This window comes from Amycolatopsis acidicola (assembly GCF_007713735.2).
Classification (GTDB): Bacteria; Actinomycetota; Actinomycetes; order Mycobacteriales; family Pseudonocardiaceae; genus Amycolatopsis_E; species Amycolatopsis_E acidicola.
In genome coordinates this window covers 17,788-42,537 of the sequence record NZ_VMNW02000009.1, presented here as the reverse complement: position 1 = coordinate 42,537, position 24,750 = coordinate 17,788, and the positions used below count along the sequence as shown (strand labels likewise).

Genomic DNA, 24,750 nt, shown 5'->3' with positions numbered 1-24,750 from the left:
TCCCGCGCGCGTGTTGGCCGTTCCTGCGGGTGTGTTGGCCGTTCGCGCGGGCGTGTTGGCCGTTCGCGGGCGGGGGCAAGGACCGGGACGGAGTAGCCGCCTCCGGTGCGGCGGGCGCGTGTCGCCCCGGGGCGGCCAACATGCGGACGCGGGCGGCCAACTCGTGCCCGGGCGGAGCCAACTTGTGCGCGTGGGCGGCCAACTCGCGCCCCGGGGCGGCCAACTCGCGCGCGTGGGCGGCCAACATGCGGACGCGGGCGGCCATCATGCGCGCGGGGGCGGTCAACACGTGCCCGGGGGAGCCAACAAGGGCTGGTGAACGACTCACCCGGCTCGGGTGGTGCCGGGGGCCGTCGGCGCGGTCAGGCTCCAGTCCGGGCGCTCTTCCGCGACGAGGAGGAAAACAATGGTGGTGGCCCAATCGGGTTCGGATTACCCGTTCCTGGATCTCATCTGGACGATGGTGGTCTTCTTCGCCTGGGTGATCTGGTTCTGGATGCTCATCGTCATCTTCGGCGACCTGTTCCGCCGGGACGACCTTTCGGGCTGGGGCAAGGCGGGCTGGACCGTGCTGGTCGTCTTCCTGCCCTTCATCGGCGTCCTCGCGTACCTGATCGTCGAGGGCAAGCGGATGGGCGAGCGCAAGCAGGCCCAGGAGCAGGCCGCGCAGAAGGGGTTCGAGGACTACGTCCGTTCGGTGTCGGCCAACGGCACGGGCGACGGGGCCGCGGACGAGATCGCCAAGGCGAAGTTGCTGTTGGACAACGGCACGATCGACGAGGAGGAGTACCGGACGCTCAAGCAGCGCGCGCTCGCGCGATGAGCGAGCCGGACGGGCACCGGGGCCGGACACCACTGCGTGGCCGGCTCCCGGTGCTGTCGTCGGCATTGCGTTCGCTGGCGACGCTCGTGGTCCTGGTCACCGCCTACTACGTCCTGCCGATGCCCTCCCGCGCGGGCGGCGCGCTGGTCGTGCTGATCGCGGGGCTCGCCGCCGTCGCGGCGGTGGTGGTGTGGGAGGTCCGGGCCATCCTGCGCGCGCCTTACCCGCTACTGCAAGGAATCCAGGCGCTCGCGCTCGTGATTCCCTTGTTCCTGCTCGTTTTCGCCGGCGCCTACTACTACCTCGAAAGCACGTACGCGGTGAGCTTCAGCGCCCCGCTGAGCCGGACGGACTCGCTCTACTTCGTGGTCACCGTGTTCGCCACGGTGGGGTTCGGGGACATCGTCCCGGTCACCGCCGTCGCGCGGATTCTCGTCACCGTCCAGATGCTCGGCGATCTGCTCGTGGCCGGCCTCGTGCTGCGCGTGATCGTCCTCGCCGTGCAGCGCGGGCGCGAACGCCAGGACGACCACGACCCGGCGCGCTGACCTCACCCCGGCGGGATGACGCCGCCACCGCACGGATGGCGCTGCGGTGGCGGCACCGGACCGGGAGGAAACCATGACCGAGACAGCCATCGCCGAACACGGGATCGTGGGCGATCTGCAGACCGCCGCCCTGATCAGCACCGACGGTTCCGTCGACTGGTTCTGCTGCCCCCGCTTCGATTCCCCGAGCGTGTTCGGCTCGCTGCTCGACGGGGCCGACGGCGGGCATTTCCACGTCCGGCCCGCCGCCGGGGAGTACACCGTCAAACAGGCCTACCATCCCGATTCCGCCGTGCTGATCACCCGCTTCTTCACGCCCACCGGCGTCGGCGAGGTCGCCGATTTCATGCCCCCGGAGGACGGCCCCGCCACCGGGCGGCACCGGATCGTCCGGCTGGTGCGCTGCGTCCGCGGCCGGATGCGGTTCGAGGTGGAGGTCGCCCCGCGCTTCGACTACGGCCGCCAGCCGCACGAAACCCGGTTCACCGCGGAGGGAATCCTGTTCTCCGCCAACGGTTCCCGGCTCGCGCTGCATCCGGTGCGCGAGCCGGAGGACGAGGTGCTCGCTGAGGGCGGGATCGTCGGCGGGGACGCGCGGTTCACCGTGTCGCTCACCGCCGGGCAGATCCGCGGCATGGTGCTCGAGTCCGAGCCCGACGGGCCGCCGAGAGAACTGCGCGCCGCCGAGATCCGGGAACTGTTCGAGCACACCGTCGGGTTCTGGCGCTCGTGGGTCGCGGGCGCGACCTACCACGGGCGCTGGCGCGAGGCGGTGATCCGCTCGGCGATCACGCTGAAGCTGCTGACCTACGCGCCGACCGGCGGGATGGTCGCCGCCCCCACGATGGGCCTGCCCGAACAGGTCGGCGGCGAACGTAACTGGGACTACCGCTACACGTGGGTCCGCGACGCCTCCTTCTCGGTCGGGGCGTTGCTGGGCCTCGGGCTCGTCGAGGAAGCGCGCGCGTTCGGGATGTGGCTGGGGGACCGGGTGCGGGAGCGCACCGGTGGTCCGTCCGGGCCGCTGAAGATCATGTACCGCGTCGACGGCAGCTCGGAGCTGAAGGAGGAGGTCCTGCCGGGCTGGTCGGGCTACCGCGGCTCGCGCCCGGTGCGCGTCGGCAACGACGCCGCCGACCAGTTGCAGCTCGACATCTACGGCGAGGCGATGGACAGCCTGTTCATCGGCGACCGCGCGGGGCTCGAGCTCCCGCTGGCGGGCTGGTCGGCGATCACCGAGGTGCTGGACTGGGTCAGCCGCAACTGGCAGCAGGACGAGGAGGGCATCTGGGAGACCCGCGGCGGCAGGCAGCCGTTCACCTACGGCAGGCTGATGTGCTGGGTCGCGCTGGACCGCGGCATCCGGCTGGCCGCCGCGCGCGGGCTTCCCGCGGACGTCGCCCGCTGGACGGCCGAACGCGACCGCATCCACCGCGAGATCCTCGAACGGGGCTGGCGGCCCGGCAGGCACGCGTTCGTGCAGCACTACGGGACCGACGTGCTCGACTCGTCCCTGCTGCGGATGGCGAAGGCCGGGTTCATCTCCGCCACCGATCCGCAGTGGATGTCCACTTTGGACGCGATGAAGGCCGAGCTGGTGACCGACAGCCTCGTCTTCCGGTACGACCCCGGCGCCTCACCGGACGGCCTGCGTGGCGAGGAGGGCACGTTCTCGTTGTGCACCTTCACTTACGCCGAGGCGCTCGCGAGGGCGGGGCGGCTGGACGAGGCGTGGGAGGCGTTCTCGAAGATGCTCACCTACGCCAACCACGTCGGGCTGTACTCGGAGGAGATAGCGCTTACCGGGGAACAGGTCGGCAACTTCCCGCAGGCGTTCACGCACCTCGCGCTCATCGACGCCGCGCTCACCCTCGACCGCGCGCTGGACGAGCGAGCACGGCGTTCAGCACGTGCGCCACGACCACGATCCGCGAAATCAGGGTGAGCCACACCAGCAGCGCGGCCGCCACGCCCAAGGTGCCGTAAAGCTCCGAGGCGCGGCTGAGCTTGGCGGGCAGGAAATACGCCGCGATCAGCCGCAGTCCCTCCAGCCCCACGGCGAATACGAGCGCCCCCGGCAAGGCCTCCCAGCGCGACACCGAATCGCCCGTGCGCAGCATGACCATCCCGAGCAGGACGAAAACCACCAGCGTGCACACCGAAACCAGTACCGCGGGCACGTGCGCGCCCGACCGCAGCAGCGGGCTGAGCAGGCACGTGGCGGTCAGCCCGAGCACCAGCGCGGAGTACCGCACGGCTCGCCGCCCCGCCGTCTGCGTCGGCGCGGACCCGGGTTGCACCCGGGCCCGCAGGCTGTCGAAGGTCTGGCCCAGCATGAACCCCGCCACGCACAACGAAGCGGCGCCGAGCAGCGCCAGCACGTACCGGCTTTCGTGCGCCTGGTTGCCGACCTGGTCGAGCAGGCTCCCGGTGATCGGGCTCAGCCCGGCCCGGCCGGCCAGGTCCCGTTCGTGCCCGGCGCCGAAACCCAGCAGCGCCACCACGAGCAGGGTGCAGGGCAGCAGCCAGAGGAACAGCCGGAAAGCCAGTGCCGCGGACAGCAGCCTGCCGGAGACTTCGCGGTCGCGCCGGAGCACTTCGAGCGCGGTCCCCAGCACAGGATGCCGGTCGGCGGCGGCCTGGAGACCGCGTCCGGTGCGCTGGGCGAACCGGGCCGCCTTCGCCCGCGCCCGTGCCACGGACGCCACCGGGCTCGCCTCAGGGTTCCGTGTTCCCGTGCGCCAGCACCGCCCAGATCACCAGGATGTCGAGCGCGATGATGATGGTGCACCACAACGGGTTCGCGGACAGGAACACCAGCTGCGCCAGCGCGTTGAACCCGGCCAGCAGCACCGCCACGACGCGTGCCCAGGTGGCTTCGAAGAACAGCGCCGCGCCGGTGCCCGCGGCGAAGAGCCCGACGATGAGGTGGATCCAGGACCACGCGGTGAGGTCGAAGACCAGCAGCCCCTGCGGGCCCATCACGTAGTAGGTGCTCTTGACCAGCCCGACGACGCCGAGGACGACGTTGAACAGGCCGGCCAGGACGAGGATCGTGCCGCCGAACATCAGCCAGCCGCTGGTGGTCTCCCGCCGGCCGGTCGTGACGCCGGGGGCGTCGTGTGTTTGCTGGGTCATCGCTGGGCTCCCCTCCGGAAGGACTCTGCGGGAGACCGTGCCGTGCAGCGCCGCGTGGCAACTTCGCCCGTGCCGGGTGAGCTGACCGGGCGGGCGGCGTCCGTAGTTTCCGCGAAATGAGGATGCACCGGGCCGTCGTGGACCGCGCCGGCGGCGCGGTACCCCCGTCGTCCGGGCCACCCCGGGCGCTGGTGGTGCTGCTCGGGGCGGCCGCCGTCGTGATCATCGTCGCGGGCGTGCGCGCCTCCGCGTGGCTGCTGGGGCCGATCTTCCTCGCGCTGGTCATCGTGATCGCGGTGGCGCCGGTGCAGGACCGGCTGCGCCGCCGCGGCTGGCCCGCCTGGCTGACCGCGACCGTGCTGCTGATCGCGGGCTACGGGATTCTGCTCGTGCTGGCGCTGGGAATCCTGGTCTCGGTGGCGCGCCTGGCCGAAGTGCTGCCCCAGTACTCGGACCGCGCGGACGAGCTCGCCCAGTCGGTCACCTCGGCCCTCGGCAAACTCGGGGTCGGGCACGATCAGGTCGCCGGGATCGCGCAGTCACTGGATCTCGGCAAGGTCACCTCCGCCGTCGTCAGCGTGCTGAGCAGCGTCGCGGGGCTCGTGTCGAACTTCGTGTTCCTGTTGGCGCTGCTGCTTTTCCTCGGCCTGGAGGCGGGCGGCGCCGGCCGCCGGATCGCCCTGATCGCGTCGGACCGGCCGTCGGTGAGCGACGCGCTCGGCGGGTTCGCCCGCGGGACGCGGCGCTACCTGATGGTCACCACGGTCTTCGGGCTCGCGGTCGCCGTGCTGGACGCGATCGCGCTGGCCATCATCGGGATCCCGCTCGCGGTCACGTGGGGCCTGTTGTCCTTCGTCACCAACTACATCCCCAACGTCGGGTTCCTGCTCGGCCTCGCGCCGCCCGCGTTGCTGGCGCTGCTGTCCGGCGGCCCGAAGGAGCTGTTGCTCGTGGTGGCCGTGTACGGGCTGCTGAACTTCGTGCTGCAGTCCCTGATCCAGCCCCGGTTCGTCGGGGACGCGGTCGGGATCTCGGCGCTGGTGACGTTCGTGGCGCTGGTGTTCTGGGCCTGGCTGCTGGGACCGCTCGGCGCGATCCTGGCGATCCCGGCGACGTTGCTGGCGAAGGCACTGCTGGTCGACATCGACCCGAGAGCGGGCTGGGCGGACGCGCTGGTGCGGGCGCCGGAGAAGAAAAGCAGGAAGCGGGAGGAGCGAGTGCCGGATGAATGACATCGCCGCGCGGGCCAAGCGGATCGCGAAGTTCATCGAGCCGTTGCGGGTCGAGCCGGGCCGGAAGGTGCGGCTGCCCAAGGATTTCGACCCACGCTACAAAGCGGACCTCATGACCAAGAAGGACGGTGTCGAGCTGCTCCGCACCGGGATCGGCCTGCTCGCCGAGTACCAGCGGCGGCTGGCCGCCGAGGACACCCGCGGCGTGCTGCTGTGCCTGCAGGCGCTGGACGCGGGCGGCAAGGACGGCACCATCCGGCACGTGATGAGCGGGGTCAACCCGCAGGGCGTGCAGGTGAGCGGGTTCAAGGTGCCCTCGGCCGAGGAACTCGACCACGACTACCTGTGGCGGTACGCGAAACGCCTGCCGGGGCGCGGCATGATCGGCATCTTCAACCGGTCGCACTACGAGGAGGTCCTCGTCGTCCGGGTGCACCCGGAGAACCTCGCCCGGCAGAAGCTGCCGGCCGAAGCCAAGGGGAAAGGCGTGTGGCAGCGCCGTTACCGCGAGATCAACGACTGGGAGCGGCATCTGACCGGCAACGGGTTCACCGTCGTGAAGGTGTTCCTCAATCTGTCCAAAGAGGAGCAGCGGCGCCGGTTCCTGCGCCGGATCGACGTGCCCGAGCGGAACTGGAAGTTCTCCGCGGCCGACGTCCGCGAACGGCGGTCCTGGGACGACTACCAGAAAGCGTTCTCCGAGATGCTGTCGCACACCAGCACGCCATGGGCGCCCTGGTACGTCGTGCCCGCGGACCGGAAGTGGTTCGCGCGGATCTGCGCCGGGGCGATCCTCGCGCACACCCTGATCGAGCTCGACCCGCAGTACCCGGACGTCGGCGAAGACGCCCGCCACGAACTCGCCCTGAGCAAGAAGGAACTGGAACAGGAGACGCCGGAGGCGGGCCATGACTGACACCGAACGCGTCTACGGCCGCTGGTACGCGAGAACGCCGCAGGAGGTCGCGGCGGCGCTGAAGGTGGATCCCGGCGTCGGACTGAGCGGGCAGGCGGCGGCGGATCTGCTGGCGCGTAACGGTCCCAACGCACTGCCGGAGGAGAAACCGAAGCCGGGCTGGCTGCGCTTCATCGAGGAGTACCGCAGCTACATGCAGATCATCCTGGTGGCGGCGGCGATCGTGTCGGCGCTGATCGCGCAGTGGCCCACGGCGATCCTGCTGGTCGCGCTCACCGTGCTGAACGCCGTGGTGGGGCTTCGCCAGCAGGGCAAGGCGGAAAGCGCGATGAACGCGCTGAAGTCGATGATGAAGGCGAGCGCGCGGGTCCGCCGCGACGGCGCCGAACAGGTGCTGCCCGCCGAACAGGTCGTGCCGGGCGATGTCGTGCTCGTGACGGCGGGCGACCAGGTGCCCGCCGACGGGCGCATCATCGCGGCGAGCGCGCTGCAGATCGACGAATCGGCGCTCACCGGGGAAAGCGTGCCCGCCGTGAAGGAGGCGATCACGCTGCACGATCACGACCTCAGCCCGGGCGAACAGGTCAACATGGCCTTCAGCAACACGCCCGTGACGCACGGCAGCGGGGTCGTGGTGATCACCGCTACCGGGGCGGCGACCGAACTCGGCAAGATCTCCGGGATGCTCTCGGCGACCGCGCCGGAGGAGTCGCCGCTGACCCGGGAGCTGAACCGGCTCACCCTGTGGATCGCCGCCGCCGCGGGGCTGACCATGATCGTGATGTTCGTGCTGGGCAACGCGCGCGGCCAGGCCTGGGACGCGTTGTTCGTCAGCGCTGTTTCCCTTGCCATCGCGGCGATCCCGGAAGCGCTGCCGACGGTCACGCAGACGATCCTGTCGCTCGGCGGAGTCGGGCTCGCCGCGCGCAACGCGATCGTGAAGGACCTGCCTTCGGTGGAGACGCTCGGGTTCACCTCGGCGATCAACTCCGACAAGACCGGCACCCTCACGATGAACCAGATGACCGCCGTGGAGGTGGTCGACGCCACCGACCGGTACACGATCTCCGGCGGCGGTTACGAGCTGGAGGGCCGCATCCACCACGCGGCGGGCAGCACGGACACCCTCGAACCGGCGATCCTGCCGTATCTGCTGGCCAGTGACGCGAAACTGGTCGACGGGCACGTGGTGGGCGACCCGACCGAAGGCGCGCTGCTGGTGCTCGGGTACAAGGCGGGCATCGACATCGACGCGACCCGCGAAACGCTGCCGCGGCTGGCGACCCTGCCGTTCGACCCGTCGTACAAGCTGATGGCCACCTTCCACTCCGCGCGGGACGCCCAGGGCCGGAACGTGGTGCGGTGCTTCGTCAAGGGCGCGGCCCCGGCGGTGATTTCCCGTGCCACGACGGCGATGTCGGGCAAGGGCACGATCCCGTGGAACGGCGACCTCGGCAAGCGGGCGCAGGCGCATCTGGAGCGGATGGAGGGCGACGGGCAGCGCGTGATGGCCGCCGCCACCCGTGACCTGGATCCGGCGCGGTTCGACCCGGCCGGGGATCTGCTGGGCTACGTCGAGGATCTGTGCGTGGCCAGTCTGGTCGGGATGGTCGACCCGCCAAGGGAAACCTCGTACGACGCCGTGAGCGCGGCGCACGCGGCGCACATCCGTGTCCGCATGGTCACCGGCGACGACGTGATCACCGGCGCGGCCATCGCGCGCGAACTCGGGATCCCCGGCGACGCCGTGCTGGGCGCGGACTTCGCGGCGTTGTCGGAAGCCGAACGCCTGGCGCGTATCGACGACGTCGGCGTACTCGGCCGCGTGGCGCCGGAGCACAAGGTGCTGCTCGCCGAGACGCTCAAGAAGAAGGGCGACGTGGTCGCGATGACCGGCGACGGGGTCAACGACGCCCCGGCCATCAAGGCCGCCGACATCGGGATCGCGATGGGCTCGGGCACCGAGGTGGCCAAGAACGCCGGCCGGATGGTGCTCTCCGACGACAACTTCTCCACGATCGTCTTCGCGGTCGAACAGGGCCGCAAGATCTACGACAACCTGACCAAGTACATCCGGTTCGTGCTCATCCTGCTGGTGGTGTTCGTGCTGACGTTCCTCGGCGCGAGCCTGTTCAACATCGCCGCGGGGGAGCCGTTCAACCCGGGCCAGGTGCTGTGGATCCACTTCATCGTCAACGCCCCCTTCGGCTTCGCGCTCGGGTTCGACAAGGAGAGCCCGGGGCTGATGGAGCGGACCCCGCGCCCGCGCGGGGAATCCGTGCTCACCACCGGGGTGCTGCTGACCGTCGGGCTGGTGGGGCTGCTGGTCACCGTCGGGCTGCTGTCGGTGAGCGAACTCGGCAAGGCCCGCTTCGGGGACGAGGCGATCGGGAATTCCATTTCCTTCACCGCGTTCGCGCTGTGCCTGATCGTCGCCGCGGTGGAATGCCGTAGTGAGAAGGCTTCCGTGCTGACGACGGCGACCTTCGACAGCAAGCAGATGAACTGGGCACTGGCGGGGGAGTTCGTGCTGGCGCTGCTCGCGACGCAGATGGACGCTTTCCAGCACCTGCTCGGCACCACCCGGCTCGACGCGGGCCAGTTCGGCTGGGCCCTGCTCCCGGCGATCGCGCTGCTCATCTTCTGGGAGGCGGGCAAGGCGATCGCCCGCCAGACGAGCCCACAACGGACCTGAGTCAGCGGGTGGCCGCGACCTCGGAGACCGCGACCGTGATCACGAGCCCGATCGCGACGTTCGCGGCCGCCCCTTCAGCCCGCACGTCTCCGCGGCCCCGCCCGCGAGACCCGAGGAGGTCCACACCACGAGGCGCCACCGTGACCTCCGGCGGCGCACCACCGCGCCACGGGATGTTCACGTCGTCGCCCCGGAGCCAGGGCGATTCACCCGGGTCGGGTGGCACCACGACGGCGGAATCCGTCCAGCATCGGCACGTTTCGTTCGGCCGGAGCCTGGGGAGGCGGACGGGTCATGATCGCGCACAGCAAGCCTTCAGCCAAGGAGGCACTTTCGTGAGCAAACAGGATGTTCCCGCACGGGGAGAGCAGCCCGCCCCGCCCGCGAACGGGGCCGGCAGGGCGAAAGCGCCCGCCGCCGCGTGGATCTCGTGGATCGCGCTCGCACTGATGACGACCAGCTCGGTGGCGAGCCTCCGCCCGGCGCCGACCATGGCCGTCTACGGCCTCGCGGCCGTTTTCCTTTACGTGGTCCCGGCGATCGTGTTCCTGGTGCCCACCTCGCTGGTGTCGGCCGAGCTGGCCTCGGGCTGGTCCGGCGGCGTCTACAACTGGGTCGCGCTCGGGATCTCCAAGCCGATGGGCTTCCTCGCCGTCTGGTGCCAGTTCGCCATGACGATCTTCTACTACCCGAGCCTGCTCGGCTATGTCGCGAGCACGCTGGCGTACGTGTTCGACCCGGATCTCGCCAGCAGCGGACTGTGGACGGCGGCGGTCATCGTGGTCGCCTACTGGTCCGGGGTGTGGATCTCTTCGCGCGGCACCAAGGGAGTCGCCGGGCTCGCGAGCGGCGGCCTGATCCTCGGCACGCTCATCCCGGGCGCGCTGCTGGTGGTGCTCGGCATCGTGTTCCTCGGCCAGGGGCATCCGTCCGCGGCGCCGATGACGGCGAGTCACCTGCTGCCCGCGTGGGCCGGGCTGGCCAGCCTGGTGCTGATCGTGAACAACTTCCTGTCCTACTCCGGCATGGAGATGAACGCGGTGCACGTGTCCTCGCTGCGCAAGCCCGGCAAGGAGTTCCCGCGCGCGATGTTCCTCGCGATGGGGCTCGTCCTGCTCATCTTCATCCTGCCCGCGCTCGCGATCAGCTGGGTCATCCCGGGCGACCAGCTGTCCCTCACCGCAGGCGTGATGCAGGCGTTCGACGCCGTCTTCGCGAACTTCGGCGCCCAGTGGCTGACGCCGGTGATCGGCATCATGCTCGTGCTGGCCTCACTCGGCGGGATGCTGACCTGGCTGGCAGGCCCGTCGAAGGGGCTGCTGCTGATCTCACGGCAGGAGGGTTACCTGCCACCGTTCCTGCAGCGGCTCAACAAACACGGCGTCCAGCAGAACATCCTGATCGCGCAGGGCGCGGTGACGACCCTGATCGCGCTGCTGTACGCGTTCATCCCGGACGTGTCCAGCGCGTACTGGATCTTCTCCGTGATCACGACGCAGGTGTACCTGATCATGTACCTGCTGATGTTCGTCGCCGCCGTGCGGCTGCGGCGCACGCACCCCGACCACCCGCGCGGCTACCGCGCGCCGATGCTGGTCGCCTTGTGCGGCATCGGGTTCTGCGCGTCCTTGGCCGCGCTGCTGGTCGGGTTCGTGCCACCCTCGCAGTTCGGCTCCGGCAACCCGTGGGTGTACCTGCTGATCGTCGCGGGCGGGGCGCTCGGCCTCGGCCTGCTCGTGCCGTTCCTGTTCTACCGGCTGCGCAGGCCTTCCTGGCGGCAGCCGCCCACGGAGGCGAGCGCGTCATGACCACTGTGGACGAACGGTCGACCCCACGCCAGCGGCTGATCAGCTACCTCGCGGTGGGCATCGCGCTCGGGGTGCTGCTGGTGGTCGGCCTCCTGCTGTTCCGCTCGGCGCGTTCGGACGCCGAAGCCGAGGCGAAGGCCAACCAGCTCATCGCGCGGCTCAACCAAGAGGGAGCGCGGGCGCCGACGCAGGACCAGGTGATCCGGTTGCTCGGCACCGACGGCGGTTCGATCTGCGTCGACCCGAACTCGGCGCTCGCCCGCGCGATGAGCGACAGCGGCCTCTCCAACGGTGCCGGCGGACCCGGCACGCGCCCGGTGCGCACGGCGGACACCGTGATCACGGGCGAGACGATCGTGATCGAGATCTACTGCCCCGACAAGCTCCCGGTGTTCCAGGAGTACGTCAACGGGCTCTCCTTCGCCGAAGTGACGGGCGGGTGACCACGAATGGACCTTCGTGACCGGGTGACCGGGCTGATGCCCAGGGCACGGCAGGAGCTGGCCGACCTCGTCGCGATCCCGTCGGTCGCGGACCCGCGCCAGTTCCCGCCCGAGGAATGCGCTCGCGCCGCGCGGTGGGTCGCGGATGCGTTCGCCGAGGCCGGTTTCACCGACGCGCGGCTCGCCGAGACCCCGGACGGCAGCCAGGCCGTCGTCGGTTCCCGCCCGTCTGGCATCAAGAACGCGCCGACCGTGCTGCTCTACGCGCACTACGACGTACAGCCGCCCTTGCGGGACGAGGCCTGGCGCACGCCGCCGTTCCAGCTCACGGAGGTGGACGGGCGGTGGTACGGGCGGGGCGCCGCCGACTGCAAGGGCAACATCCTCATGCACCTCACCGCGCTGCGCGCGCTCGGGGATGACGTGCCGGTGAACCTGAAACTGGTCGTCGAGGGCTCGGAGGAGCAGGGCACGGGCGGGCTGGAGGCGTTCGTCCCGCGGCACGCCGACCTCCTGCGCGCGGACACGATCCTGGTGTGCGACACCGGGAACGTGGCGGTGGGGCAGCCCGCGGTCACGGTGAGCCTGCGCGGCATGGTCAACGCGGTCGTCTCGGTGGAGGCGCTGCCGTCCGAACTGCACTCCGGCATGTTCGGCGGTCCCGCGCCGGACGCGCTGGCCGCGTTGGTGTCGGTGCTGGCGTCCTTGCGCGACGAGAAGGGCAACACGACGATACGCGGGCTGCGCAACGACGGCGTGTGGCCCGGAGCTCCTTACCCCGCGACACAGTTCCGCGCCGACGCGGGTCTTTCGCCCGGCGCCACCCTCCTCGGCGACGGGGACGTGGCGGACATGCTGTGGGCCCGCTCGGCGCTGACCGTGCTCGGGATCGACTGCCCGCCGGTCGTCGGCTCCACCGCGGCCATCACGCCCCGCGCCCGCGCGAGGGTGAACCTGCGGATCCCGCCGGGCGTGGCCCCGCACGACGCCGGGCGCCTGCTGGTCGAACACCTGCTCGCCGCCGCGCCGTGGGATGTCCGGCTCTCCGTGGAGATCGAGGCGACCGGTCACCCGTTCCGCCCGGCGACCGGGGGCCGCGCCTATCACGCGATGGCCGACGCCATGCAGACCGCGTACGGCCGCCCGATGAGCCGTCTCGGCCAGGGCGGTTCGATCCCGCTGTGCAACGTCTTCGCGGAGACCTACCCCGACGCCGAGATCCTGCTCATCGGGGTCGAGGAACCTCAGGCACTCATCCACGCGCCGAACGAGAGCGTCGCGCCGGAGGAGTTGGCGGCGATGTCACTGACGGAGGCGTTGTTCCTGCGGGGATACGGGGGTTGAGGCCCGCCACCTTCAATCCCGCAGCCCCGACTGGGCCGCGGCCGCCAGCGCGGGGACCGGCACGCTGTGCATGACCCCCGCGGCGGCCGAGGCCTGATCGACCGGGCGTGCGGCGGCGGGGCGGTGGCGCCCGTAGAGCAGCGCGAGCAGGATGCCGATCCCGGCGGCGATCGCCATCAGCAGCGCCGTCCGGCTGACTCCGTCGACCAGCGCCGCCTCGCGCGACGGGCCTTCGACGGTCGTCGCGCTTCCATACAGCGTCGCCGAAACGGCGGTCAGCAACGCGGCCCCCACGTACCGCGCCATGTTGGAAATCCCGGACGCTTCACCGACCTGGTCCGCCGAGACCGCCGAAGTCGCGGCCGCCGACGCGCAACCGTTCGACAGCCCCATCCCGACCGCGACGGCCACCAGCGGCAGCACGAACACCCCGTACCCCCAGCTTTCCGTGATGAAGATCAGCGCCACGAACCCGCCGAGGGTGATCAGGAACCCCACCAGGATCACGCTGCGCGAGCCGATCTTCTTCGCCAGCCCGGACACGAAGGGCGCAATGATCACGATGCCCGCCGCGGCCGGCAGTGTCGCCAGGCCCGCCTCCAGCGGGGACATCGCGAACGCCGCCGGGTCCTGGAAGAACAGGCTCATCACGTACATCAGCCCGTTGATCGCGCCCGCCACGATGAGGATCACCAGCGTCGCCCCGACCAGAACCTTGTTGCGCAGCAGGCGAAGATCGACCAGCGGCGCGGTGACCCGGCGTTCGACCGCGAAGAACGCCACACCCGCGAGCACCGAAACCACCAGGCACACCAGCGTTTTCACCGACACCCAGCCCCAGGCGGGCCCGAGGCTCAGCGCGAGCACCAACGGCACCAGGCAGCCGGCGACGAGCACGGTGCCCGCCAGGTCGAGGGTGTGCGGCCGGTTCGCGTCCCGCGACTCCGGCACCGTGGCGAGCGTCAGCGGCATGCACGCGGCCGCGATCGCGGCGTCGATCCAGAACAGCCCCTGCCAGCCGGTCGAGTCGACGAGCGTCCCGCCGACCAGCGGGCCGATGGCCGCCCCGGCCGCGGAAGCCGCGCCCCACAAGGAAACCGCGCGCACCTGGCCCGCGCCGTCCGAGGCGACCGACAGCAGGCTGAGGCCGCAGGCGAGCAGCGTCGAGCCCGCCGCGCCCTGGATCGCACGGCCCGCGATGACGGCGGCGCCGCTGCCCGCGAGCCCGATCAGCGCGCAGGACACCACGAACAGCAGCAGCGCGCCGAGGAACACGCGCCGCCTGCCGGTGATGTCCCCGAGCGCCCCGCCGGTGACGATCACGGCGGCGCCCACGAGCGAGTACCCGGTGACCGCCCATTGCAGCGTGGTCGTCGAAGAGCCGACGTCCTCGCTGATCGCGGGCAGCAGGATGGTCACCGCCGAGGTGTTCGCGTTCACGATGAGCGCCGAGATGCAGGTGACGGCCAGTACGCCGCTGCCTGCCCGCGCCCCGGAATCCGCAGCCATGGCGGCCATGTTCAGCGGGCCGCGGGCGAAGTGGCCTCACCCGCTTGAGATGACCCCTGCACCGGTCGCGGAGACACGAAGTCGGTTGACGACGCCGCTACCGCAGGGTGGCGATCCCGGCGAGGATGAGGTCGATGCCGGCGAGGAACTGGGCGCGGTCGTCGTGGCCGCGCAGCTGGCGCGCGACGGCCCGGGTGAACGGATACTCGTCGGGATCGAGCTTTTCCCACGCGTCGGTGACGCTGTCGAGGAACTCGTCGCGGTTGCCCCCGGGTTCGGTGGCGCCGGCGTTCGCGGCGTTCTGCCCGGCGGCGCCGAGGATGTAGTGCGCCAGCGCGGAAGTCGTGGTGAACCAGCTGCTTTCCGGCACGCCGAGCGTGCGGACCTGCCTGCCGATGGCCTCGAAGATCCGCGGCGTCACCGAACTCCACGGGGTCCGGGACAGCTGCGTGGCGAGCTGCGTCGTGAGCCACGGGTGCTTTTCGATCGCCTCGAACAGATCGAGGGCGACCGCGCGGATGCCGTCCCGCGGGTCCCGGGTCACCGGGGGAGTGAGCGTGGCCGCGACGACGGCGTCGGTGGCCGCGTCGAGCAGTTCGCCCTTGTTCGCGACGTGCCAGTAGATCGCGCCGGATCCGGTGGCGAGGCGTTCGGTCAGCGCCCGGAACGTCAACCCGCTTTCGCCCGCGGTGTCGAGCAGTTCGATGGCGGCGCCGACGATGCGCTCCCGGGAGAGCGCCTCCTTGCCCCGCCGTGACCGACCCGTCCGTGGTGATGTCATGCCCCCATCTTGACAGGTCTGGAATGACGTTCCAACATGGGTTGTGGAACGTCATTCCAGAGGGGAGTCTTCATGCACGTCACGATCATCGGAGCCGGGCTCGGCGGGCTCACGCTCGCCCGCGTCCTCCACGTCCACGGAATCCCGGCCACGGTGTACGAGGCCGAAGCGTCACCGGCGGCCCGCGCGCAAGGGGGAATGCTCGACATCCACGACGACACCGGCCAGCCGGCACTGGCAGCGGCCGGGCTGACAGAGGAATTCCGCGGCCTGATCCTGGAAGGCCGCGAGGCGATCCGGGTGCTCGGCCACGACGGCGCCGTCCTGTACGAGGAGCCGGACGACGGCTCGGGCGGGCGCCCGGAGGTGCAGCGCGGCGAGCTGCGGCGGATGCTGCTCGATTCGCTTCCGGCCGGCACTGTCCATTGGGGACACAAGGTGAGCGGCGTCCGCGCCCTCGGTGGCGGCCGCCATGAGGTGACCTTCGCCGACGGCGGCACCGTCGTCACGAGCCTGCTCGTCGGCGCGGACGGTGCCTGGTCGCGGGTGCGGCCGCTGCTGTCCGACGCGGTCCCGCGGTACCTCGGCCGATCTTTCGTCGAAACCTATCTCTACGACGCCGACACCCGGCACCCCGGCGCCGCGAAGGCGGTCGGCGGCGGATCGCTGTTCGCACTCGTGCCGGGGAAGGGCATCCAGGCCCACCGGGAAAGCGGTGGCACGCTCCACACCTATGTCGCGCTCACGCAATCGCCCGAGTGGTTCGCGGGTATCGATTTCAGCGACACCGCGGCGGCCACCGCGCGCGTCGCCCAGGAATTCGACGGCTGGGCCCCGGAGCTGACCGCGTTGATCACCGACACGGACACCGCGCCGGTTCTGCGTTCCCTCAACGCGCTGCCCGCCGATCACCGGTGGGAACGAGTGCCGGGCGTGACCTTGCTCGGCGACGCTGCGCACGTCGCGGGGCCGAACGGTGAAGGCGCCAACCTCGCGATGTACGACGGCGCGGAACTCGGCAAAGCACTGGCCGCGCATTCCGGGAACGTGGAGAAAGCGCTCGCAGAATACGAGGAGGCGCTTTTCCCGCGCAGTGCCGACGCCGCCGAGGACGGCGTTCAGCTCCACGAAATCATGTTCGGGGAAAGCAGCCCGCACAGCCTGATCGCGATGTTCACCGGCGGCGAGCAGGGGAAATAGGAATCTCCTCTGGCGATCGGTGGATACGTCAGTCGTGCTCGGCGCGCAGTGTGCCCGCGTGGCGGACGTGCGCGGACATCAGCGCGCCCGCGCGCTGCGCGTCACCGGCACGGACGGCTTCGAGGATCCCGGCGTGATCATCGTCCAAAGCGGACACATTGCGCTTCGTGTCCCACAGCGTGACGCTGGTGGGGAACCGCGACCACAGCGCGGAAATGTGGTCGAGCAGCAGCGGCGCGCCGCCCTGGTAGATCGCGTAGTGCAAAGCCTTGTTGAGCCGGGAAAGCTCGGCGGCGGGCGCCTTCCGCGCCTGGGCGGCGCGCAGCTCCTTGTGCGCGGCCTCGATGGCTTCCAGGCGGTCGGGCGTCATGCGTTCCACCGCGATCTCGGTGGCGAGGCCTTCCACCGCGGCGCGCAGGCGGTAGAGGTCCATCGCCGTTTCGGGGTCGACGTCCTTGACCGTGGCGCCGCGGTGGGGGGAGTAGGTGATGGTGCCGTCGGCCTCGAGGATCCGGAGCGCCTCGCGCACGGGCGTCACGCTGACGCCGTACCGGTGCGCGATCTGCACCTGCCGCAGCGATTGCCCCGGCTGCAGCGTGCCGTCCGCCAGGTCCTGCTTGAGGCGGGACACGACGTACGCGGTGCGGCTCAGCGGCGGGGCCGGCGTGCTGCTGTCGGCCATCTCCGGTTCCACCCTCCCTTTCGCATTCTGTAGAACACAGATTACCGACGCATCGCCGCGCCCAGCCGCCGACGCGCCTCGTCGCTCTCGAAGCACAGGGCCTGCAGCGCGGCGTCGGTGCTCCGGCGGTGGTCACCCGGCGCGGACATCGCCTCCTTCGCGTAGCGGACCGCGGTCATCGATGCCTTCCCGAGTTCGCCGAGCAGGCGCGCGAGTGCTTCGTCGAGGTCCGTGGTCACCTCGTCCACGAGCCCGATCGCGTGCGCCTCGGCCGCGCCGATCCGCTTGCCGGTCATGATCAGCCGTTTCGCCGCGGGCACCCCGACCGTCCTGGGCAGCCGGGCCAGCCCGCCCGCGGACGGGATGATGCCGAGCCGGACCTCGGGCAGGCCCCACGTCGCGGACTCCGAGGACAGCCGGAAGTCGCAGGCGAGCGCCAGTTCGCAGCCACCGCCGAGCGCGTGCCCGCCGACCACGGCGATGCTCGGCCACGGGTACTCCTCGATCGCGGTGAACAGGCGGTGGTTGACGCGCTGCAGCGCCTCGCGCCGCGTCCGGCGGGCGAGTTCGGTCAGGTCCGCGCCGGAGACGAACGTGCCGGGCACCGCGCTGCGGATCACCAGCGGGCGCCCGGCTTCGGCGAATTCGTCCAGCGCGCGCTGGATCCCGCCGCTCATCTCCAGGTCGAGCGCGTTGAGCTTCTCGGGGCGGTCGAGCCAGATCGTCGCGGCCTCGGCGGTCAGTTCGGCGCGCACGGTCATCGCACGTCCCCCGAACCCGGAATGCGCTTTCCGGCTTCGTCGTAGCGGTACACGCCGTGCCCGGTCTTGCGGCCGAGCCTGCCCGCCTGGACGAGGCTGACCAGCAGGGGATCGGGGCGGAACCGGTCGCCGAGCGCTTCGTGCAGGCCGCGCAATACCGACAGCCGCGTGTCGAGCCCGACCAGATCGATGAGCTCGAACGGGCCCATCGGATGGTTCAGCCCGTGCTTGAGCGCGGTGTCGATCTCCTCGGCCCCGGCGACGCCCTCGGACAGCATGTGGAACGCCTCGTTGCCGATCAGCACGTTGACCCGGCTGGTCACGAACCCGGGCCGGTCCGATACGCGGACGACGACCTTGCCCGCCGATTCGCACAGCTCGCGCGCGGCCGTCTCCGTGGCGGGCGCCGTCTGCAGCCCGCACACCATCTCGACGAGATCCATCCGGTGCACGGGATTGAAAAAGTGCAATCCGATCACGCGGTGCGGACCCGGCACGCCGGCGGCGATCGCGGTGATCGGCAGCGCCGAGGTGTTGCTCGCCAGCACCGTGTCCGGCCCGGTCGCCTCCGCGACGGCGTTGAGCATGCGGTGCTTGAGCTCAAGATCCTCCGGCACGGCCTCCACGACCAAGCCGGCTCCGGCGAAGGCGGCAACGTCTCCGACGGGGGAGATGCGTTCGAGCAGGTCAAGGCCGGGGCCACCGCCGCGGCGCGCGGCGCGTTCCAGCCCGGCGCGGATGGTCGCGAGTCCTTCTTCGGCCGCCCGCAGGCTGACGTCGCCCAGGACCACCGTGTGCCCGGCCGCGGCGAAGACCTGCGCGATCCCGCGCCCCATGATCCCCGCTCCCAGCACACCCACCGTGGAGCTCATCCCGTCCTCCGATCCTCGTCGATCCGATCACCGTAGTGCATAGACGGCATTCTATAAAATGTGTAATCTCCGGAGCCGGTGATCCCGCAAGGAAGCTGGAGGGACCGAATGGGCGAGCCGGGCCGCGACTGGGTGTCCGAGCTGAGCAAAGCAGGAGAGGGCGACCTGTCCGGCGGCGAACGCGCCGCGCTGACGGTCCTCGTCGCCGACGCGCTGGGGATAGCGGGCGCGGGCCGTAGCGCGCCCGGAGTCGCGGAAGCGTTGTCCTGCTTCGAAAACGACCTGGGTACCGGGCCGGTCCGGTTGCCGTGGACGAGGGCGAGCCTGCCCGCGCCCGCCGCGGCGGCGGCGTTGTCGGCGCTCGTGCACGCCTGGGATTTCGACGACACCCACGACTCGGCGGTGGTGCACACGAGCTGTGTCGCACTGCCGTCGGCGCTGGCGGTGGCGCTGGCGCGAGGCCGCTCCGGCGCCGACGTCGCCGCCGGAGTGGTCGCCGGAGTGCAGGTCCTGTCCCGCGTTTCCGCCGCGATCGGCGGGCAGCGCGGGATGATCCGCACGGCCGCGCTCGGCGCGCTGGGCGCGGCGGCAGCGACGGCCCGCACCCTTGGCCTGGACGAGGAACACTTCACCAGCGCGCTCGGGCTGGCGTTGCCCGCGACCGGTTCGGTGATGACGCGCCAGGTGGTCGCCGAAGGCTCACCGGCCAAACGGCTCCAGCCTGCGCTCGCCGTGCAGGCCGGGGTGTCCGCGGCGCTGATGGCCGCCCGCGGGGTGCGTGGCCCGATGGACTGGCTCGACGGCGACTACGGGATTCTGGCGCTGCGCCAGGACGGCGATCTCGCGGCCGCGTTCGAGGAAATCCGGGCGCCCGGCTGGGAAGTGGCCGGGCTGTCGCTCAAACCGTATCCGGCCTGCCGCTACACCCACGCCGCGATCGACGCCGTCCTCGGCGCCCGCGCGGACGGGCTGGAGAGCGCGGTCGTGCACGTGCCCGCCGGACAGGCTTATGCGTTGGTAGCGCGGCCTTTCGCGTGGCGCGGCCAGCCTGTCGCCGACGTGCAGTTCTCGATTCCGTGGCTGGTGGCCGCCGCCCTGCACACGGGCCGGGTGGACCTGAGCAGCCTGCGCGAACCGGTGCTCGGCGATCCCGCGATCGAGCGGCTCGCCGCGCGGATCCGGGTCGAGCAGGACCTGCCCGCGCAGGTCGGCATGGCCCCCGCCGAGGTCGAGCTGCACTACGCCGGCACCACCGAGCACCGGCGCGCCGAGATGCCCGGCTCACCCGCGCACCCCCTGACCCTCGACCAGGTCGAAGCCAAGATCGCGGCCTGCGTGCCGGATCCCCGCGCGGTCACCCGATTCTCCGCCGACCTCGCCGGCCTCGGCGCCGGCGACCTCCGCGCGGCACTGTCCACAATCGACACCCAGGAGCACTGATGGACTTTTCGCTCACGCCCGAACAACAAGCCCTGCGGGACTCCGCCGCGACGCTGGCGCGGCGGGAGTTCGCCGGACGCGCCTTCGCCCGCGACGGGTTCGCCTGGGACAGCCTCAAAACGCTGGCGGACCACGGGTTCACCGGGCTGACCATCGCCGAGGCCGACGGCGGCCAAGGGGCATCGCTGCTGGAGGCGGTGCTCGTGATGCAGGCGGTGACGAAGGTCTGCCCCCACAGCGGGGACGCCGTGCAGGCCAGCAACTTCGGCGCCATCCGGCAGATCGCGAACTTCGGCACGCCCCGCGTGAAGCAGGAGGTGCTCGCGCGCCTGCTGCGGGGTGAGGGCCTGGTCAGCGCGGGGATGAGCGAGCCAGAGGCCGGGTCGGCGCTCACCGACCTGCGCACCACAGCCCGCTACGACGGCGACTCGGTCGTCCTCAATGGACAGAAGTGCTGGAACTCGCACGGCCCGGAGATCACGCATTCGGTGGTGTGGTGCCGGTTCGGGCCCAAGACGCGCGACATCGGCGCGGTCGTCGTCCCCGTCGACGCGCCCGGGTTCAGCCGGGGCCGCGCCGAGCGGTACATGTCCGGCGAACAGCACTGCACGCTGAACTTCGACGAATGCCGCGTGCCCCGCGACTACGTGCTGGCCGACTCCGGCGCGGTCAAGAAGATGCTGTCGATCTTCGGGGTCGAACGGCTCGGCAACGCCTCGCGCGCGCTGGCGCTGGCCGAGACCGCGTTCGAGCGGGCGGTGGAGCACGTCAAGCAGCGCAAGCAGTTCGGCAGGCCGCTGATGGAGTTCCAGGGCCTGCAATGGAAGTTCGCGGACATGCGGATCAAACTCGACTCCGCGAAGATGCTGATCCACCGCGCCGTGGCCAACGCCGATGGGGAGACCCCGGACCCGGTCGAGGCCGCGATCGCCAAGGCGCACACCAACGAAGTCGCCTTCGCCGTCGCCAACGACGCCCTGCAGGCCTTCGGCGCCGCCGGGTACTCGACCGACCTGCCGATGGAGTACTTCGTGCGCCGCATCCGCGGCTGGATGATCGCGGGCGGCTCCGTGGAGATCCTGCGCAACACCATCGCCAAGGACATCTTCGGCGAGCGGTTCAGCCAGCGCCGCCCGGTCACGGAGGTGCGCTGATGCTCACCGCCGAAGTCGCGGATTTCGCCGCGCGGCTGCGGGACGAGCCGCTGCCCGCCGAGATCGTCACGCACGTCAAGCGGCTGCTGCTGGACCACCTCGGCGGGGTCATCGCCGCATCCCGCTACCCCGTCGCGCGCCTGGTCGCCGACTACGCGGCCGTCTCCCATGCGGGCGCGGACGCGACCGCTGTCGGTTTCGGGCCGCTGTCGGCCGAAGGAGCGGCGCTGGTGAACGGGACGGCGGCGCACAGCCTGGAGGTCGACGACGGCTACACGCCCGGCAGCGTGCACCCCAGCGCGGTGGCGTTTCCGGCCGTGCTGGCCGCGGCCGAGCGGCACGAGGTCTCGTCGGAGCGGTTGCTCGCGGGCGCCGCTGTCGCGTTGGAACTGGTCTGCCGGCTGGCCGCGTCGGGTCATCCGGCCACCTGGCGCAACGGATTCCACAACACCCCGCTCGCGGGCGTCGTCGCCGCGACCGCCGGGGTCGCGACCGTCCTCGGTCTCGATGCCGGGACCACCGAACACGCGCTGGGCATCGCCGGGTCCCACGCCGGCGGTCTGTTCGCCTTCCTCGGGCAGGACGCCGAAGTCAAGCGCCTGCACGCGGGGAAGGCCGCCCGCGACGCGATCGCGAGCGCGGAACTGGCGTCGCGCGGACTCACCGGCCCGCGCGGGGTCCTCGAAGGAAAGAAGGGCTACTTCGAGGCGTTCACGCGCAACGACTACGAGCCCGGCACGCTCACCGGCGGCCTCGGCACGGAGTGGACTTTGCTGCGCACGTACGTGAAGCCATACCCGTGCTGTCGTCACCTGCACGGCCCGATCGACGCCGCCTTGCAGTTGCGGGACCAGGGCGTGGACAGGATCACGAAGATCGTCGTCGGCACGTACACGGTCGCGTCCCACCACAATGCGTCCACAGTGGACAGCTTCCTCGGTGCGCAGATGAGCATCCCGTACGCGGTGGCGGTCGCGCTGCTGTGCGGCGAGGTCGGGCTGGCGGAGTTCGGCGATGAAACCCGGGCGCGGCGGGACGTCCTCGCGCTCGCCGCGAAGGTCGAGGTGCACGCCGATCCCGAGGCCGACGCCGGATATCCGCGTGAGCGCCCGGCGCGAGTGACGGTGTTCGCGGAGGGGCGGGATCCGGCGAGCCTCCGCGTCGCCCAGCCTTACGGGGAGCCGGGCAACCCGGTCTCGGACGAAGCGCTCGAAGCGAAGTTCCGGCGCCTGTGTACCCCGGTCCTCGGCGAATCCGGGGTGACGGCGGCGATCGACGCGATCCGCGAACTGAAGGACCTGTCGTTCCTGCCGGGGCTCGGAGAGGGGGTCGTCCCGCGATGACGGATGCATTGGCCACGGCGCTGCTGCGGCCCGCGAGCGTGGCGCTCGTCGGAGCTTCCGACGACCCGGCCAAGACGAACTCGCGGCCGTTGCGATACCTGCGCTCCGCGGGTTTCGCGGGACGCGTCTACCCCGTGAACCCGCGCCGCGAAACGGTGGGTGGCGAGCGCTGCTGGCCGTCGCTGGCGGAGCTGCCCGAGGTGCCCGACCACGTCTATGTGATGACCGGCGCGGACCAGGCCATCGAGACCGTGGGGGAGTGCGCGAAGCTCGGCGTGCCGGTCGCGACGGTGCTCGCGAGCGGGTTCGGCGAGGAGGGCGAAGAGGGCCGGGAACGTGAGGCCCGGCTGCGCGCGGCCGCGGGCCGGACGCGGATCCTCGGCCCGAGCAGCCTGGGCGTGATCAACCCGCGCACCGGGCTGCTGCTCACCGCCAACGCCGCGTTCGCGGAGACCGATCTCGCGCCAGGGCGGGTGTTCGTCGCCTCGCATTCCGGCAGCGTGATCGGTGCGCTCGTCTCGCGGGGCAAGGAGCGCGGGATCTCCTTCGCGGGCCTGGTTTCCACCGGCGGCGAGGCCGATCTCAGCCTCGGCGAAATCTGCTTGTCCACAGTGGACGACGACGGCATCGGTTCGTACGCGTTGTTCATGGAATCGCTGCAGCACAGCGACCAGCTCGCCCGGTTCGCCCGCGCGGCGGCCGAGCGCGGCAAACCCGTGGTGGTGTACAAGCTCGGCCGTTCCGCGCAGGGGGCGCAGCTGTCGGTGTCCCACACGGGAGCGATGGCAGGATCCGACGAGGAGGCCGACGCCTTCTTCCGCGCGGCCGCGATCAGCCGCGTCGACAACCTGGAGGCGCTCGTCGAAGCCCCCGCCCTTCTCGAACGCGTGGCGCCGGGGAAGGGCGCCGCGGACTTCCGCGTCGGCGTGCTCACCACGACCGGCGGCGGCGCGGCGCTCATCGCCGATCAGCTCGGGCTGCGGGGCGTGCACGTCCGGGCGCCTTCGGCCTCGCTCCGGGAGCGGATCCAGGACCTCGGCGCGCCGATCACCGACAGCATCGTCATGGACCTGACGCTCGCGGGCGCCAAGCACGAGATCGTCAGCGGCACCCTGGATGCCCTGCAGCGCAGCGGAGAGTACGACCTCGTCGTGATGGTGGTCGGGTCCTCGGCACGCTTCCATCCGGAGCTGGCCGTGCGTGCGGTGATCGAGCGCGCGGACGGGCCGACGCCACTCGCGGCGTTCGCGGTGCCCGACGCTCCCCGGGCGCTGGCCGCGCTGGGCGAGGCGGGGGTGCCCGCGTTCCGCACCCCGGAGTCGATCGTGGAAGCGATCTCGGCTGCCGCGTCCCGGCCTGCCGTGGCGAACGTCGTTGGGGCGCCTCAGGTTCCGCCGGACAGTGGGGGGCGGGTGCTCGACGAGCTCGGCTCGTACCGCTTGCTGGAGAAGGCCGGGATCGCCGCGCCACCCGCGCTGGAGTGCGTGACCGCGGAGGTGACCGAGGGCCGGGTGCCTGAAGGAGTCCGGTATCCCGTTGCCGTGAAGGTGTTGTCCGCGGAGATCGCGCACAAGACTGACGTGGGCGGCGTGGTGCTGGATGTGTCCGGCGACGACGAGCTGGCCGCGGCCGCGCGGAAGATCGCCGAACGCGTCGGCCCGGCCGCGGATCGCTTGCTGGTGACCGAAATGGCGCGGCCGGGAACGGACGCGCTGATCGGCTACCGCGTCAGCCCGGAGGTCGGGCCGCTGGTGATGGTCGCCGCGGGCGGGGTACTGGCCGAGCTGTACCGCGATTCGAGCCTGCGGCTCGCGCCGGTCGACCTCGCCACGGCGCACGAGATGATCGGCGAGGTCAAGGGCCTCGCACCGATCGTCGGCTACCGCGGCAGCGAGGGCGACGCCGGCGCGCTGGCCCGCGCGATCGTCGCACTGTCCACTTTGGCCGAAGCGGAACCTTCCGTGCTGGAGGCCGAAATCAACCCGCTGCGCGTGCACGGCCCCGGCGAGGGCGCGACCGCGCTCGACGCCCTGGTCCGCGTCACCGGGCACAACTGAAAAA

Annotated in this window: 22 protein-coding genes; 14 read left to right on the top strand and 8 right to left on the bottom strand. The window is 71.1% G+C overall.

Annotated features, from left to right (window positions below):
* Nucleotides 1-406 precede the first annotated feature (406 nt).
* From FPZ12_RS08805 to FPZ12_RS08795, 3 genes are all read left to right on the top strand, one after another.
* Complete coding sequence (locus tag FPZ12_RS08805) at nucleotides 407-823, top strand: SHOCT domain-containing protein (RefSeq protein WP_144748327.1); 417 nt, start codon at nucleotides 407-409, stop codon at nucleotides 821-823.
* Nucleotides 820-1,371, top strand: a complete 552-nt coding sequence (locus FPZ12_RS08800; protein WP_144748328.1) for a potassium channel family protein — start codon at nucleotides 820-822, stop codon at nucleotides 1,369-1,371. The genes FPZ12_RS08805 and FPZ12_RS08800 overlap by 4 nt, the downstream gene beginning before the upstream one ends.
* 73 nt (nucleotides 1,372-1,444) lie before the next feature.
* On the top strand, nucleotides 1,445-3,316 hold the full coding sequence (locus FPZ12_RS08795; protein WP_144748329.1) for a glycoside hydrolase family 15 protein: 1,872 nt from the start codon (nucleotides 1,445-1,447) through the stop codon (nucleotides 3,314-3,316).
* Here the strand turns inward: FPZ12_RS08795 and FPZ12_RS08790 are convergent.
* Nucleotides 3,237-4,079, bottom strand: a complete 843-nt coding sequence (locus FPZ12_RS08790; RefSeq protein WP_144748330.1) for a YhjD/YihY/BrkB family envelope integrity protein — start codon at nucleotides 4,077-4,079, stop codon at nucleotides 3,237-3,239. The two genes, FPZ12_RS08795 and FPZ12_RS08790, sit on opposite strands and share 80 nt — an antisense overlap.
* Nucleotides 4,080-4,089: 10 nt before the next feature.
* The gene (locus tag FPZ12_RS08785) at nucleotides 4,090-4,509 is read right to left on the bottom strand and encodes a DUF7144 family membrane protein (RefSeq protein WP_144748331.1); all 420 of its coding nucleotides are present in this window, start codon (nucleotides 4,507-4,509) and stop codon (nucleotides 4,090-4,092) included.
* Between the two features lie 122 nt (nucleotides 4,510-4,631).
* On the opposite strand from FPZ12_RS08785, the gene FPZ12_RS08780 reads away from it, so the two are divergent.
* Genes FPZ12_RS08780 through FPZ12_RS08770 form a run of 3 tightly spaced genes read left to right on the top strand, consistent with a single transcriptional unit; the run spans nucleotide 4,632 to nucleotide 9,352 of the window.
* A complete protein-coding gene (locus FPZ12_RS08780) occupies nucleotides 4,632-5,741 on the top strand; it encodes an AI-2E family transporter (RefSeq protein WP_144748366.1) in 1,110 nt (369 codons plus the stop codon).
* Complete coding sequence (locus tag FPZ12_RS08775) at nucleotides 5,734-6,657, top strand: polyphosphate kinase 2 family protein (protein WP_144748332.1); 924 nt, start codon at nucleotides 5,734-5,736, stop codon at nucleotides 6,655-6,657. Before FPZ12_RS08780 ends, FPZ12_RS08775 begins: the two co-directional genes overlap by 8 nt.
* The gene (locus tag FPZ12_RS08770) at nucleotides 6,650-9,352 is read left to right on the top strand and encodes a cation-translocating P-type ATPase (RefSeq protein ID WP_144748333.1); all 2,703 of its coding nucleotides are present in this window, start codon (nucleotides 6,650-6,652) and stop codon (nucleotides 9,350-9,352) included. Before FPZ12_RS08775 ends, FPZ12_RS08770 begins: the two co-directional genes overlap by 8 nt.
* Before the next feature lies 1 nt (nucleotide 9,353).
* Here FPZ12_RS08770 and FPZ12_RS08765 read toward each other — a convergent pair whose 3' ends face one another.
* Entirely contained in the window at nucleotides 9,354-9,581 is a 228-nt protein-coding gene (locus FPZ12_RS08765; protein WP_144748334.1) for a hypothetical protein, read from the bottom strand.
* Nucleotides 9,582-9,687: 106 nt separating this feature from the next.
* Here FPZ12_RS08765 and gadC point away from each other — a divergent pair, with 106 nt between their 5' ends.
* The 3 genes from gadC to FPZ12_RS08750 are packed head-to-tail and all read left to right on the top strand — an operon-like array spanning nucleotide 9,688 to nucleotide 12,947.
* On the top strand, nucleotides 9,688-11,160 hold the full coding sequence (gadC, locus tag FPZ12_RS08760; protein ID WP_144748335.1) for a glutamate/gamma-aminobutyrate antiporter GadC: 1,473 nt from the start codon (nucleotides 9,688-9,690) through the stop codon (nucleotides 11,158-11,160).
* The gene (locus FPZ12_RS08755; protein WP_144748336.1) at nucleotides 11,157-11,603 is read left to right on the top strand and encodes a hypothetical protein; all 447 of its coding nucleotides are present in this window, start codon (nucleotides 11,157-11,159) and stop codon (nucleotides 11,601-11,603) included. Before gadC ends, FPZ12_RS08755 begins: the two co-directional genes overlap by 4 nt.
* A gap of 6 nt (nucleotides 11,604-11,609) precedes the next feature.
* Nucleotides 11,610-12,947 carry a dipeptidase gene (locus tag FPZ12_RS08750; protein ID WP_144748337.1) on the top strand — a complete coding sequence of 446 codons (1,338 nt, stop codon included), beginning with the start codon at nucleotides 11,610-11,612 and terminating at the stop codon, nucleotides 12,945-12,947.
* Nucleotides 12,948-12,959: 12 nt separating this feature from the next.
* Here the strand turns inward: FPZ12_RS08750 and FPZ12_RS08745 are convergent, their stop codons facing one another.
* Complete coding sequence (locus FPZ12_RS08745) at nucleotides 12,960-14,456, bottom strand: MFS transporter (protein ID WP_208025805.1); 1,497 nt, start codon at nucleotides 14,454-14,456, stop codon at nucleotides 12,960-12,962.
* A gap of 97 nt (nucleotides 14,457-14,553) precedes the next feature.
* On the bottom strand, nucleotides 14,554-15,237 hold the full coding sequence (locus tag FPZ12_RS08740; RefSeq protein ID WP_144748339.1) for a TetR/AcrR family transcriptional regulator: 684 nt from the start codon (nucleotides 15,235-15,237) through the stop codon (nucleotides 14,554-14,556).
* Between the two features lie 72 nt (nucleotides 15,238-15,309).
* Between FPZ12_RS08740 and FPZ12_RS08735 the strand changes: the two genes are divergently transcribed.
* Complete coding sequence (locus FPZ12_RS08735) at nucleotides 15,310-16,437, top strand: FAD-dependent oxidoreductase (protein ID WP_208025804.1); 1,128 nt, start codon at nucleotides 15,310-15,312, stop codon at nucleotides 16,435-16,437.
* 28 nt (nucleotides 16,438-16,465) lie between these two features.
* Here the strand turns inward: FPZ12_RS08735 and FPZ12_RS08730 are convergent, their stop codons facing one another.
* The 3 genes from FPZ12_RS08730 to FPZ12_RS08720 are packed head-to-tail and all read right to left on the bottom strand — an operon-like array spanning nucleotide 16,466 to nucleotide 18,752.
* Nucleotides 16,466-17,119, bottom strand: a complete 654-nt coding sequence (locus tag FPZ12_RS08730) for a GntR family transcriptional regulator (RefSeq protein ID WP_144748341.1) — start codon at nucleotides 17,117-17,119, stop codon at nucleotides 16,466-16,468.
* Between the two features lie 41 nt (nucleotides 17,120-17,160).
* Nucleotides 17,161-17,880 carry an enoyl-CoA hydratase/isomerase family protein gene (locus FPZ12_RS08725; protein ID WP_144748342.1) on the bottom strand — a complete coding sequence of 240 codons (720 nt, stop codon included), beginning with the start codon at nucleotides 17,878-17,880 and terminating at the stop codon, nucleotides 17,161-17,163.
* A complete protein-coding gene (locus FPZ12_RS08720) occupies nucleotides 17,877-18,752 on the bottom strand; it encodes a 3-hydroxyacyl-CoA dehydrogenase family protein (protein ID WP_144748343.1) in 876 nt (291 codons plus the stop codon). The genes FPZ12_RS08725 and FPZ12_RS08720 overlap by 4 nt, the downstream gene beginning before the upstream one ends.
* A 108-nt stretch (nucleotides 18,753-18,860) precedes the next feature.
* Between FPZ12_RS08720 and FPZ12_RS08715 the strand changes: the two genes are divergently transcribed.
* From FPZ12_RS08715 to FPZ12_RS08700, 4 genes are read left to right on the top strand one after another with little or no spacing between them, the layout of a single operon-like run.
* Complete coding sequence (locus tag FPZ12_RS08715) at nucleotides 18,861-20,192, top strand: MmgE/PrpD family protein (protein WP_144748344.1); 1,332 nt, start codon at nucleotides 18,861-18,863, stop codon at nucleotides 20,190-20,192.
* Nucleotides 20,192-21,346, top strand: coding sequence for an acyl-CoA dehydrogenase family protein (locus FPZ12_RS08710; protein WP_144748345.1), 1,155 nt, complete (start codon nucleotides 20,192-20,194; stop codon nucleotides 21,344-21,346). The genes FPZ12_RS08715 and FPZ12_RS08710 overlap by 1 nt, the downstream gene beginning before the upstream one ends.
* The gene (locus tag FPZ12_RS08705) at nucleotides 21,346-22,689 is read left to right on the top strand and encodes an MmgE/PrpD family protein (protein WP_144748346.1); all 1,344 of its coding nucleotides are present in this window, start codon (nucleotides 21,346-21,348) and stop codon (nucleotides 22,687-22,689) included. The genes FPZ12_RS08710 and FPZ12_RS08705 overlap by 1 nt, the downstream gene beginning before the upstream one ends.
* Complete coding sequence (locus tag FPZ12_RS08700) at nucleotides 22,686-24,746, top strand: acetate--CoA ligase family protein (protein ID WP_144748347.1); 2,061 nt, start codon at nucleotides 22,686-22,688, stop codon at nucleotides 24,744-24,746. Before FPZ12_RS08705 ends, FPZ12_RS08700 begins: the two co-directional genes overlap by 4 nt.
* The last annotated feature ends 4 nt before the right edge of the window (nucleotides 24,747-24,750 follow it).